At 68.1% G+C, this 11659-nt stretch carries 11 protein-coding genes and 1 tRNA gene; 5 read left to right on the forward strand and 7 right to left on the reverse strand.

All coding sequences use genetic code 11. From position 1 onward, the window contains the following. Positions 1-53 precede the first annotated feature (53 nt). The 4 genes from AC07NY_RS12845 to AC07NY_RS12860 form a co-directional block, all read right to left on the reverse strand. Positions 54-128 (reverse strand) — tRNA-Thr (locus AC07NY_RS12845). Positions 129-239: 111 nt separating this feature from the next. Further along, complete coding sequence (pdeM, locus tag AC07NY_RS12850) at positions 240-902, reverse strand: ligase-associated DNA damage response endonuclease PdeM (protein WP_494584674.1); 663 nt, start codon at positions 900-902, stop codon at positions 240-242. Positions 903-943: 41 nt separating this feature from the next. Then, positions 944-3430 carry a ligase-associated DNA damage response DEXH box helicase gene (locus AC07NY_RS12855; RefSeq protein ID WP_494584159.1) on the reverse strand — a complete coding sequence of 829 codons (2487 nt, stop codon included), beginning with the start codon at positions 3428-3430 and terminating at the stop codon, positions 944-946. 231 nt (positions 3431-3661) lie between these two features. Then, positions 3662-4621, reverse strand: a complete 960-nt coding sequence (locus AC07NY_RS12860; RefSeq protein WP_494584160.1) for a class I SAM-dependent methyltransferase — start codon at positions 4619-4621, stop codon at positions 3662-3664. 29 nt (positions 4622-4650) lie between these two features. Between AC07NY_RS12860 and AC07NY_RS12865 the strand changes: the two genes are divergently transcribed. Then, on the forward strand, positions 4651-5715 hold the full coding sequence (locus AC07NY_RS12865; RefSeq protein WP_494584675.1) for a ligase-associated DNA damage response exonuclease: 1065 nt from the start codon (positions 4651-4653) through the stop codon (positions 5713-5715). A gap of 7 nt (positions 5716-5722) precedes the next feature. Here AC07NY_RS12865 and AC07NY_RS12870 read toward each other — a convergent pair whose 3' ends face one another. Next, entirely contained in the window at positions 5723-6505 is a 783-nt protein-coding gene (locus tag AC07NY_RS12870) for an SGNH/GDSL hydrolase family protein (protein ID WP_494584161.1), read from the reverse strand. Positions 6506-6612: 107 nt separating this feature from the next. Here AC07NY_RS12870 and AC07NY_RS12875 point away from each other — a divergent pair, with 107 nt between their 5' ends. The 3 genes from AC07NY_RS12875 (at position 6613) to AC07NY_RS12885 (ending at position 9419) form a co-directional block, all read left to right on the forward strand. Next, positions 6613-8250, forward strand: coding sequence for a cisplatin damage response ATP-dependent DNA ligase (locus AC07NY_RS12875; RefSeq protein ID WP_494584162.1), 1638 nt, complete (start codon positions 6613-6615; stop codon positions 8248-8250). Between the two features lie 130 nt (positions 8251-8380). Beyond that, on the forward strand, positions 8381-9061 hold the full coding sequence (locus AC07NY_RS12880) for a response regulator (RefSeq protein WP_257733878.1): 681 nt from the start codon (positions 8381-8383) through the stop codon (positions 9059-9061). A gap of 103 nt (positions 9062-9164) precedes the next feature. After that, complete coding sequence (locus tag AC07NY_RS12885) at positions 9165-9419, forward strand: DUF6460 domain-containing protein (RefSeq protein ID WP_492284473.1); 255 nt, start codon at positions 9165-9167, stop codon at positions 9417-9419. A gap of 3 nt (positions 9420-9422) precedes the next feature. Here the strand turns inward: AC07NY_RS12885 and AC07NY_RS12890 are convergent, their stop codons facing one another. Together AC07NY_RS12890 and AC07NY_RS12895 are read right to left on the reverse strand one after the other, a co-directional pair. After that, a complete protein-coding gene (locus AC07NY_RS12890) occupies positions 9423-10511 on the reverse strand; it encodes a quinone-dependent dihydroorotate dehydrogenase (RefSeq protein WP_494584163.1) in 1089 nt (362 codons plus the stop codon). Beyond that, complete coding sequence (locus AC07NY_RS12895; protein ID WP_494584164.1) at positions 10508-10852, reverse strand: DUF952 domain-containing protein; 345 nt, start codon at positions 10850-10852, stop codon at positions 10508-10510. Before AC07NY_RS12895 ends, AC07NY_RS12890 begins: the two co-directional genes overlap by 4 nt. A gap of 166 nt (positions 10853-11018) precedes the next feature. Between AC07NY_RS12895 and AC07NY_RS12900 the strand changes: the two genes are divergently transcribed. Beyond that, positions 11019-11648: a S24 family peptidase gene (locus AC07NY_RS12900; RefSeq protein ID WP_199089264.1), complete on the forward strand. Its 630-nt coding sequence runs from the start codon at positions 11019-11021 to the stop codon at positions 11646-11648. The last annotated feature ends 11 nt before the right edge of the window (positions 11649-11659 follow it).

The raw sequence follows: 11659 nt of genomic DNA on the forward strand, positions 1-11659 counted from the left end.
CGCTCACAAAGCGTAGCGCGCCGTCGAAATTTGCAGATCTGTCAGAGAATGGCTGGTGCTGCGAGAGAGGATTGAACTCTCGACCTCTCCATTACCAATGGAGTGCTCTACCACTGAGCTACCGCAGCAGGTCCGGCGGCCGGGGCGTTCGCGGTTGCTCTAAGGCGGTTGCGGGCGCTGGCGTCGTTCCGAAGCGGCGCCCTGATGCCACAACCTTGTGACGGACGCAACCCGCTCGATCAATCCGGCAACAATAACCGTGGATCGATCCGGAAGAGCCGGCCGTCGCCAAGCAGATGCGCGCTCAATCCTTCGCGGAACAACGGCCGGAAAGCCGCGTCGCGCAGGTTGAGGCCGCCGGCATAGGCGCCCATCGCCGGCATCACGCAGCGCCGCGCCGACAGAGCGAAACAGCGCCGTCGGATCGCCCGCCCGCGCATCCTGACCTTCGCCGCCGGATGCAGATGCCCGGCGATCTCGTATCCACTCTCGAAAGCGGTCGGCTCATGGCACAAGGTCACGCCGGCAAGCACGACCTCGGCTGCGCTCTCGCCGCCCATGGCGCGGCTGATCGCGGGGTCGTGGTTGCCAGTGATCCAGAGCCAGTCGCGGCCCTGCTGCAGCGCGACAAGCGCGGCCCGTGTCTCCAGTGCGAGGCGGTTTTCGGCATCGCGATCATGGAAGCTATCGCCGAGCGCGATCACCCGGGCCGGCTGATGGCGCCGGATCGCGTGGCCCAGCGCCACGAGCGTCGCGGTCGAATCATAGGGTGGCAGCATCACGCCGCGCGCCGCATAGGCCGAGCCCTTCTCCAGATGCAGGTCGGCGACGACGAGCGTACGCTCCTCCGGCAGCCAGAGTGCACCGGAAAGATCGGGCACGAGCGCGAGCCGGCCCAGCATGAAGGCCTCGCTCGTCTTCGCTAAGGCTGCCGCAGCTGCCGTCACGCCATCGCCTCTTCCGTCAGCATCGCCTCTGCTTCCGCCAGGATTTCGTCCGCCGCCTCGCCATAAACGGCCTCGCGCCCGATCTCGAGCATTACGGAGACGCCGAGCGGCGAGACATGGTCGAGCGGCTGATGCACGATTCGGCCGCTGATCCGTGTCAGCATCTCACCAAGCCGGCGAATGTCGAGCAGGCCCGTCGCCGCATCGGCCCGCGCCGCCTTGAGCAGGATATGGTCGGGCTCGTGCCGGCGCAGCACGTCATAGACCAGATCGGTCGAGATCGTCACTTGCCGGCCGCTCTTCTCCTGGCCGGGGAAGCGGCGCTCGATCAGCCCGCCGATGATGGCGCAGGAGCGGAAGGTGCGCTTCATCAGCGCCGATTCCGCCATCCAGTCTTCGAGGTCGTCGCCGAGCATGTCCTGCGCGAAGAGCTCGTCGAGATCGAGCGCGCCGCGCGCGATCGCGGCGGTCATGTCGCCGAGCGTCCAGCAGGCCATGCCGTAATCGTTGCAGACGAAGCCGAGCGGGCGCATCCGGGCGCGCTCCAGCCGGCGGGTCAGCAGCATGCCGAGCGTCTGGTGGGCGAGACGGCCCTCGAACGGATAGGCGGCGAGATAGAAGCGCCCGCCGCGCGGGAAGGTCTCGACCAGCAATTCGCCGGGCTGCGGCAGGCGCGATATCCGCTTCTGTGCGTGCAGCCAGGCCGAGACCTCCTCCGGCAGGGTATTCCAGAGGCTGGGTGAGGCCAGGATGGCGCGCACGCGGGCGGCGAGGAAGGTCGAGAGCGGGAACTTGCCGCCGTCATAGGAGGGGATTTTCGGATCGGTGCCGGGCGAGGCGCGCGAGCAGACTGCCTCGTTCTCGATGATACCCTCGAAGCGCAAGACCTCGCCGGCGAAGACGAAGGTGTCACCCGGTACCATCGTCTCGGCGAAATACTCCTCGATCTCGCCGAGCACGCGCCCGCCGCGCGTGATCATACCGGGCTGGCCGGGCTTTCCGGCACGCGCCCGGCCGAGCCGGACCTTCAGCATCGTCGCCTCGACGATCGTGCCGACATTCATGCGATATTGCTGGATGACGCGGGCGTTGCTGGCGCGCCAGAGACCGGCCTTGTCCTGCCTGAGCTTGGCGAAGCGCTCATAGCTCTTCAGCGCATAGCCGCCCGTCGCGACGAAATTGACCACGGCGTCGAAGTCTTCGCGGGAGAGATCGGCGTAAGGAGCGGCGGTGCGAACCTCCTCATAGAGCGCGTCGGCCTGAAAGCCGTCCGAGCAGGCGACGCCGAGCACATGCTGGGCGAGCACGTCGAGCGCGCCGATGCGCGGCGGCGGCGTGTCCTGCGCGGCCTCGTGCACGGCTTCGAGCGCCGCGCGGCACTCCAGCAGCTCAAAGCGGTTCGAAGGCACCAGCAGCGCCTCCGAGGGCTCGTCCATGCGGTGGTTGGAGCGGCCGATCCGCTGGATCAGGCGGCTCGCCCCCTTCGGCGCGCCGAGATTGACGACGAGATCGACATCGCCCCAGTCGATGCCGAGATCGAGCGTCGCGGTGCAGACCACGGCCTTGAGGCGCCCGTCCGCCATCGCCGCCTCGACCTTGCGGCGCTGCTGGGCATCGAGCGAGCCGTGATGCAGCGCGATCGGCAGGTTGTCGTCATTGAGGTTCCACAAAGCCTGGAAGGCGAATTCCGCCTGCATGCGCGTGTTGACGAAGACCAGCGTCAGCTTGTGCGTGCGGATGGCCTGATAGACCTCGGCCATCGCATGCAGGGTGGTATGGCCGGCGATCGGCAGGCGCCGCTCGGTGTCGAGGATGCCGATGCGCGGCTTCGCACCGCCCGCGACGGTGACGAGCCCGGCCGCTGTCTCGGCGCCGCCGAGATAGCGCTGGAGATCGGCAGGCTCGCGCACCGTGGCCGAGAGACCGACGCCCGAGACCTGGGGCGCCAGCGTCTTCAGTCGCGCGAGGTCGAGCGCCAGCAGGTCGCCACGCTTGGAGGTGACCAGCGCGTGCAGTTCGTCGAGCACGATGCGGCGCAAGTTTGCGAAGAACGGCGCGGCGTCGCGATGCGAGACGAGCAGCGCGAGCTGTTCCGGCGTCGTCAGCAGGATGTCGGGCGGGCGCTGGATCTGGCGTACGCGCTTGGCGGCGGAGGTGTCGCCGGTGCGGGTCTCGATCGTGATCGGCAGCGCCATCTCGCGCACGGGCGCTTCGAGATTGCGGGCGATATCGACGGCAAGCGCCTTCAGTGGGGAAATATAGAGGGTGTGCAGGCCGTCATGCTTGCCCTCGCGCTCGGCCAGTTCGACGAGCGAAGGCAGGAAGCCCGCGAGCGTCTTGCCGGCGCCGGTCGGCGCGACCAATAGCGTCGAGCGCCCGGCGCGGGCCTCCTCCAGCAAGGCGAGCTGATGCGGCCGCACGCTCCAGCCGCGGCCAGTGAACCAGGCCTCGAAAGCGGGAGGGAGCGGGGAGGAGGCGGCCATGCCGGCCGAAGATAAGGCGGGGCGCGGGAGAACGAAAGGGGAATGAAGCCATCGCTTCAATCGCTTGGCTCAAAGAGCCAAGCGTCGCTTCCGCCGTGCATCCAAAGCCGCTGTCGGAATGTACACCCAGTGAGGTGTGGCCCCGCCTCAAAGCCGCATCTTGGGGCTGGCCCGGTCGCGAACCCCCCTTTGCGGCCGGGTCTCTTATATGGCGATCGAGGTGGATGGCTTTCAGCGCCGCTCCGCCACCACCAGCAATCCCGGCACGGGCGCGCCGCGATCCTGCCGCGTGCTGGCGGGCTCGACGAGTATCGGTGTGAGCCCGGCTTCCAGGAGCCGTTCCTTCAGCCAGCCCTCCGCATGCGCGAACCGCCTGTCATCGCCCACCACGACGCCTTCGCCGTCATGGCTCTGCACCGTGAAGGCGAGCAGCCCGTCCTGCTCCAGCACGCGCGCGCTCTGGGCGAAGCAGGGGGCGAGCTCGCCGAGATAGACGAAGACATCGGCCGCGACGACGAGATCGGCGGAGGCGTCCGGCCGGCTGGCGAGGAAGGCGGTGAGCCCCGCGACGGCGAGCTTGTCGTAGAGCGGCGTGCCGTCCGGCGCGAGCTTGGTCCGCGCCCGTTCGATCATGCGCGGCGAGAGATCGCAGCCGGCGATGAAGCCGCTCTGCTCGTGGATCGCCTCGCCCATCAATCCGGTGCCGCAGCCGAGATCGTAGACGATGTCGAACCGGAAGGGCCGGCCGGCGTTGCTGCAGCAGCGGACGAGCGCCGCCTTCAGCAGGTCGGGCGCGTTGTATTGCAGGGTTTGCGTGAGATGGCTGTCGAAGCGGTCGGCATAGGCGTCGAACAATGCGCCGGAGAAGTTCTCCGAGGTCGCCTGCTCGGCCGGCAGCGCGCCGATGCGGGCAAGATCGAGCCGCGCGCCGAAATGGTCGTTGGGATCGAGGTCGAGGCATTGCCGCCAGGCGGTGGCGGCGTCCTCCTTGTGGCCGAGCGCCTCCTGCGCCAGCCCGTAGAGATGCCAGGCCGCGGTGAAGTGATAGGCCTGCGACAAGGTCTGGTCGAGGATCTCGACGGCCGCTTGCGCGTCCCCGTCCTTCAGCGCAGCCTGAGCCCAGCCATAGCGGCGGTCGAGCACGGGGTCGCCGGACGAGGCGAAATGCGTGGTCGAGCCTGTATCGGTCATACCGACCGATGTAGCCGAGGAGTGTGACGCTGGCCAGACAAAGCGCCCGCTGGCGCCCCCCCGAATTGCTGGTGCCGACGCCGGCCGGGCTCTATTGCCCGCCGGCCGACATCCATATCGACCCGGTCCGCCCGGTGGCGCGCGCGCTGATCACCCATGGCCATTCCGACCATGCCCGTTCCGGTCATGGCGCCGTGCTGGCGACGCGCGAGACGCTGGCGATCATGGCCCTGCGCTATGGCGAGGGTTTCACCGGCTCGCAGCAGGTCGCCGTGCCCGGTGAGGCGATCCGCGTCAGTGAGGTCGATTTCACCTTCGTGCCGGCCGGTCATGTCCTCGGCTCCGCCCAGATCGCGGTCGAGAGCCGCGGTCTGCGCATCGTCGCCTCCGGCGACTACAAGCGCGAGCGCGACCCGACCTGTGCCGGCTTCGAGCCTTTGCCCTGCGACATCTTCATCACTGAGGCGACCTTCGGCCTGCCGGTCTTCCGCCATCCGTCGGCGGCGGGGGAGGTGGCCAAGCTGCTTGAATCGGTCCGGCTCTTCCCGGAGCGGACGCATATCGTCGGCGCCTATTCGCTGGGCAAGGCGCAGCGCGTCATGGCTCTGATCCGCGAGGCCGGCTACGAGCGGCCGATCTATATCCATGGTGCGGTCGAGAAGATCACCAGCTTCTACGAAGCCGAGGGCATCCCGCTCGGCGAGGTCAGGCTGGTCTCGGACACAGATCGCAAGACGCTGGGCGGCGAGATCGTCATCTGCCCGCCGAGTGCGACGCAGGACCTGTGGGCGCGCCGCTTTCCCGACCCGGTCACGGCTTTTGCCTCGGGCTGGATGCGGATCAGGGCGCGGGCCCGCCAGAAGGGCGTCGAATTGCCGCTCGTCATCTCCGACCATGCCGATTGGGACGATCTGCTCGCGACGATCCGCGAGGTTCAGGCCGGCGAAATCTGGGTCACGCATGGCGAGGCCGATGCGCTCGTCCACTGGTGCGGCACGGCAGGGCTGAAGGCCAAGCCGCTGCATCTCGTCGGCTATGGCGACGAGGGCGAGGCCGATCCGGTCGAGGAGGCGGCCGATGCGGCTTCTGTCTAGCGTCCGATCAGCGCGAGGCGGCGACGACCGGGCGCGCGGGCGCGGCCATGCCGAGCATCGCATTCGCCATGTCGCGAGCGAGGCAGTCATAACCGGCATCGCTCATATGGAAGCCGTCGGTCCAGAGTGCGGCCTTGAAGGCCTCGGCATCGCTGCGGTGCCATTCGCGCATCGCATCATAGCGGCCGAAGACCGGCACGGCCTCGCGCCGGGCGACCTCGCCGACGGCCTCGACATATTGGCCGTAGCGCTGCGGATCGCGCACGGACGGGAAATATTGCGGGTCGAGGATGGCGAGCGCCGGGCCGGCATCGCGGACGAGCGAGATGCCTTCGCCGATCATCGCCTTGAAGGCGTTGAGATCGCCGCCCCTGACGGCGTCATTGGTGCCGACCTGCCAGATCACGAGGTCGTAGGGACGCGCGGCCATCGCAGCCTTCATGCGCGCGAGCGTCTGCGGTGCGGTCTCGCCGCCGATGCCGGCATTGACGATCTCGACCTGCGACTTCGGCCAGGATTTGGCGAGCAGCGCCTGCAAGCGGGCGGGATAGGTCTTGTCCTTGGCGCTGGCGCCGACGCCTTCGGTCGAGGACGAGCCGATGGCGAGGATCGTCAGGGCCTTGCCCTGCGAGACCTTGGCGGAGAGTGGCGCAAGCGCGGCGTTCGAGCGCACGATAGGCGTCTCGCGGCAGGAGAAGCTCGCCGCCTGCGCGGGGGCTCCGACCGAAAACGTGGCAGCGATGGCAGGCAAGGCAAAGGCAAGAAACCGCATCGCTGCGCGCATCGGCATGGCTCTCCTAGCTACCCTGCTGCCGTTAAGGTTTGCTTCATGAACGGTATCTGAACGATGCGCTGCAACATGAATGAAGCGGCGCGGTGTGGCGCGGGAGCGACAGCATGAACCGCTTCGCCTGGCTGCTCGACCGTCTCGCCTATGAGCCACGCCGCAACGCCAAGATTGCGCTGATCGCCGATTACTTGCGCACCACGCCCGATCCCGATCGCGGCTATGCGCTGGCGGCGATGACGGGTGGGCTCGTCTTCCGCAACGCCAAGGCCGGGCTGATCCGCGCCCTGATCGCCGAGCGCACCGACCCGGTGCTCTTCGCCTTGTCCTATGACTATGTCGGCGATCTCTCGGAGACGGTCGCGCTGATGTGGCCGGCCCGGCACGGCACGAATGCGGTGCCGCATCTGCCGGAGGTGGTCGAGAGCCTGCGTGAGGCCGGCAAGACCGACCTGCCGCGCCTCGTCGCCGGCTGGCTCGATGCGCTCGACGAGACCGGCCGCTGGGCCCTGCTCAAGCTCATCACGGGTGCCTTGCGCATCGGCGTTTCGGCTCGCCTCGCCAAGACGGCGGCGGCCAGTCTCGGCGGCGTCCCGCCCGACGAGGTCGAGCAGGTGTGGCACGGGCTGGAGCCGCCCTATGCCGAGCTCTTCGCTTGGTTGGAGGGCAGGGGACCGCGTCCCGAGGCGCGCGATCCCGCGCCGTTCCGCCCGGTCATGCTCTCGCATCCGATCGAGGATGGCGATTTCGACAAGCTCGACCCGGCCGAATTCGCGGCCGAATGGAAATGGGACGGCATCCGCGTCCAGGCCGTCAGTGGCCGCAAGGCCGACGGTTCGCGCGTGACCAGGCTCTATTCCCGCACCGGCGAGGACATCGCTGCCGCCTTCCCCGACCTCGTCGAGGAACTGGCGATAGATGGCGCGCTCGACGGCGAATTGCTGGTGATGCGCGAGAGCACGGTCCAGAGCTTCAACACGCTCCAGCAAAGGCTCAACCGCAAGACCGTCACCGCCAGGATGCTGGGCGAATTCCCCGCCCATATCCGCGTCTACGACCTGCTCGTCGACGGCGAGGAGGATATCCGGCATCTACCGCTGGAGGAGCGGCGCCGGCGACTCGAAGGCTTCCTGTCGCGCCTTGCCAGCGCCCGCTTCGATCTCTCGCCGCTGATCCCCTTCGCCTCCTGGGAGGAGCTGACGGCCGCTCGCGCCGACCCGGCCGGGGCGGGGGCGGGCGCCGATGCGGAAGCGGTCGAGGGCTGCATGATCAAGCGCCGCGATTCGCCCTATCTGCCCGGTCGACCCAAGGGCTATTGGTGGAAATGGAAGCGCGATGCCCGGCTCGTCGACTGCGTACTGATGTATGCCCAGCGTGGCCACGGCAAGCGCTCGTCCTTCTACTCCGACTACACCTTCGGCGTTTGGCGCGTGGGCGAGGATGGCGGGCAGGAGCTGGTGCCGGTCGGCAAGGCTTATTTCGGCTTCACCGACGAGGAGCTGATCGAGATCGACAAATATGTCCGCAAGAACACGCTGAACCGCTTCGGCCCGGTGCGCGAGGTCACGCATGACGCGCAATCAGGCCTCGTCTTCGAGGTCGCCTTCGAGGGCTTGCAGCGCTCGACCCGGCATAAATCCGGCCTCGCCATGCGTTTTCCCCGGATCAACCGCATCCGCTGGGACAAGCCGCCGGTCGAGGCCGACCATATCGAGGTGCTGGAAGCGCTGTTGCCGACCAATGGTTGAGCCGTGACGGGTTGCAGCCTTGCGTTTGCAGTGCTTGTGGTGCACGCCCGGGCTGAGGCAAAATGTCCGGGTCGAACAAGGCATCGGCCCGTCCCGGACGGAGCCGGGGCAGGCTTAAGGGAGTGGGGCCATGAGCAAGCAGCCTTCGACGCGGATCGTCATCGCGGATGACCATCCGTTGTTTCGCGGCGCGCTGCGTCAGGCGGTGTCGAGCGCCATCGGCGGGGCCGAGGTCAGCGAGGTCGGCTCGCTCGAAGCTCTGACCGAGGCGCTGGCGAGCGGCGGCGATGCCGATCTCGTCCTGCTCGATTTGACCATGCCGGGCGTGCAGGGCTTCTCCGGCCTGCTCTTCTTGCGCGCCGACCATCCCGAGATTCCGGTCATCGTCGTCTCCGCCAATGACGACCCGGCGGTGATTCGCCGCTGCATCGAGTTCGGCGCGCTCGGCTTCCTGCCCAAGACGGCGGATGTCGCGCAGATGGGCGAGGCGATCCGCGCCGTGCTCGACGGCGGCGTCTGGACCCCGCCCGGCGTCGATCTCTCCGCGCCGGTCGATGCCGAGGTCGCCGACATGGTCCGCCGCCTCTCCACGTTGACGCCGCAGCAGGTGCGCGTGCTGATGATGCTGTCGGAAGGGCTTCTCAACAAGCAGATCGCCTATGAGCTCGGCGTCTCCGAGGCGACCGTGAAGGCGCATGTCTCGGCGATCCTGACCAAGCTCGATGTCGACAGCCGCACGCAGGCCGTTATCGCCGCTTCGAAGATCGCCGGCACCGCCTGGGCGACGGCTGGGGCGGCGGCGACCGCCTGACGCGGCCCGTTCAGTCCCCGTTCAAGCGCAGCAGGTTTCAGGTTAAGACAGCGCGGAAGCGCCCCGCATCGGCTTGGGGCGCAACAGGATGGCCATTGCTTCCATGGAACGGTTTCTCGGCGGCTCGCCCCTCAGCGTCCTCGTCCGCCTGATCTTCATCTCGCTTCTGGTCGGCGCGGCCATGGCCTTCCTCGGCCTCTCCCCGCAGAGCCTCTACGACGCGGCCGCGCGCTTCCTGCGCTCGATCACCGGGCTCGGCTTCGGCGCGGTGCGCGAGGTCGGCCAATGGGTCATCGCCGGCGCGCTGATCGTCGTGCCGCTCTGGCTGCTGATGCGGCTCTTCGCGGCGCGGAAGTAAGCTTTACAGCCTTTCGCCGCGCGCGATCGCCGCCGCGTCGCGCCCGATCAGGGCGGTCAGGCGCGTCAGCCCGGCGCGGCGCGCCCGCGTGGCGAGGCCGGTCTTGATCTCCTTCGCCAGTCCCGGCCCCTTGAACACCATCGCCGAATAGAACTGCACCAACGTGGCTCCGGCGCGGATCTTGGCGAAGGCGGCTTCGGCCGAATCGACGCCGCCGACGCCGACCAGCGGGAATTGCCCTTCGACGCGCAGGAAGGCCTCGGCCAGCATTCGGGTCGAGGCGGTGAAGAGCGGCTTGCCGGAAAGCCCGCCGGTCTCGGCCTTGCTGGCGCTGCGCAGGCTGTCCGGGCGTGCGATCGTGGTGTTCGAGACGATCAGCCCGTCGATATTCCGCTTGCGGGCGACCGCGATCATGCCGTCGAGCTCGGGCATCGTCAGGTCCGGCGCGATCTTGATCAGGATCGGTGTGCGCTGGCCAACGGTAGCCACCTCGTCCCGCGCCGCAAGCGTCCGCGCCACGAGATCGTCGAGCGCGCTTTCCGCCTGCAGATCGCGCAAGCCGGGCGTGTTCGGCGAGGAGACGTTGATCGTCAGGAAATCGGCGAGGGGAGCGAGCCGGCGCGCCAGTGTCGCATAATCGGCGGCGCGGTCGGCCGATTCCTTGTTGGCGCCGAGATTGACGCCGACGAGCCCGTTGCGGCGCAAGCGGCCCTCGAGCCGCTTCGCCACGGCCTCCATGCCCTCGCTGTTGAGGCCGTAGCGGTTGATCACGGCCTCGTCCTCCAGCAGGCGGAAGACGCGCGGGCGCGGGTTGCCGGGCTGCGGCAGCGGCGTCACGCCGCCGACCTCGACGAAGCCGAAGCCGAGCCCCAACGCGCCGTCGACGGCTTCCGCATTCTTGTCGAAGCCTGCGGCAAGGCCGACCGGGTTGGAGAAGGGCAGCCCGAACGCCTCTGTCGCGAGCAAGGGGTCGTCCGCGCCTGGCTTCAGGGCGGGCGCCGTGGCCAGCGCCGTGACCGTCAGGCGATGCGCCGTCTCCGCATCCATGCGGTGGATCAGAGGCCGGGCGAGGTTGAACAGGCCGCCGATCATGCGAGCGTCTCCGGTAGAATGTGGCTGCCGTCGGTCTTCAGCGGCATGGGGGCGATCCAGCGGACGACCTTCGGATCGAGCGGGGCATAGAGATGCGGGAACAGCGCGCCGCCGCGCGAGGGCTCGTAGCGCAGGGCCGGGCCGAGGCATTCGTCGTCGATGGCTATGAGCAGGAGCCCGTCCTGCCCGGCGAAATGCTTCGCCGCGGTCTCGGCGACCTGGGCGGCTGTGGAGAAATGGATATAGCCGTCGGCGAGATCGACCGGGGCGCCATCGAAGCGGCCCTTGGCCTCGGCTTCCGACCAGAGCGCGGCAGGGCATATCTTGTAGATCAGGGACACCGGAGGTCTCGCGCGCGATTGTCGGCACCGGCTTAATCACTGGCAGGAGGATTCCGCAAGCGGTTGTCCGATTGTGGCGAGATTCGGATTGAAATCTTATGCGATAGGGGATATTTCCTATCTTCAATCCCCGCCGAACGGCAAGAGCGAAGCGAGGCCCTCAGCGATGCTGTCACATGACCAGATCTGGGGGGCGATCGATACGCTCGCCCAGCGCTATGGCTTCACCGCCTCGGGGCTGGCGCGCAAGGCCGGGCTCGACGCCACCACCTTCAACCGCTCGAAGCGCGTCGCCCCCGACGGGCGCGAGCGCTGGCCCTCGACCGAATCGATCTCGAAGATCCTGGTTGCGACCGGCGCCTCCTTCGACGAGTTCATGAGCGTGGTGCTGCGGCGCGAGCCGGCGCCGGCCCGCACGATTCCCTTGATCGGCTTCGCCCAGGCGGGCTCGGGCGGCTTCTTCGACGATGGCGGCTTTCCCGTTGGCACCGGCTGGGAGGAGGTCGCCTTTCCCGGCGTCGCCGACGAGAAGGCCTATGCGCTCGAAATCTCCGGCGATTCGATGCTGCCGCTCTATCGTGACGGCGACACCATCATCGTCTCGCCGACCGCGACGGTCCGGCGCGGCGACCGCGTCGTGGTCAAGACGGTGGAGGGTGAGGTGCTGGCCAAGCAGCTCAAGCGCCAGACGGCCAAGACGGTCGAGTTGGCCTCGCTCAATCCCGAACATGCCGATCGCGTGCTGAACAATGCCGAGATCGCCTTCATGGCGCGGGTGATCTGGGCGAGCCAGTAGGCGCGTCGCCG

It is taken from the genome of Allobosea sp. GW821-FHT09G06, from assembly GCF_059416005.1.

Coding starts and splice junctions, on each gene's coding strand:
- pdeM (WP_494584674.1), bottom strand. CDS start 902: ATGCTGGGCCGGCTCGCGCTCGTGCCCGATCTTTCCGGTGCACTCTGG.
- AC07NY_RS12855 (WP_494584159.1), bottom strand. CDS start 3,430: ATGGCCGCCTCCTCCCCGCTCCCTCCCGCTTTCGAGGCCTGGTTCACT.
- AC07NY_RS12860 (WP_494584160.1), bottom strand. CDS start 4,621: ATGACCGATACAGGCTCGACCACGCATTTCGCCTCGTCCGGCGACCCC.
- AC07NY_RS12870 (WP_494584161.1), bottom strand. CDS start 6,505: ATGCCGATGCGCGCAGCGATGCGGTTTCTTGCCTTTGCCTTGCCTGCC.
- AC07NY_RS12875 (WP_494584162.1), top strand. CDS start 6,613: ATGAACCGCTTCGCCTGGCTGCTCGACCGTCTCGCCTATGAGCCACGC.
- AC07NY_RS12880 (WP_257733878.1), top strand. CDS start 8,381: ATGAGCAAGCAGCCTTCGACGCGGATCGTCATCGCGGATGACCATCCG.
- AC07NY_RS12885 (WP_492284473.1), top strand. CDS start 9,165: ATGGAACGGTTTCTCGGCGGCTCGCCCCTCAGCGTCCTCGTCCGCCTG.
- AC07NY_RS12890 (WP_494584163.1), bottom strand. CDS start 10,511: ATGATCGGCGGCCTGTTCAACCTCGCCCGGCCTCTGATCCACCGCATG.
- AC07NY_RS12900 (WP_199089264.1), top strand. CDS start 11,019: ATGCTGTCACATGACCAGATCTGGGGGGCGATCGATACGCTCGCCCAG.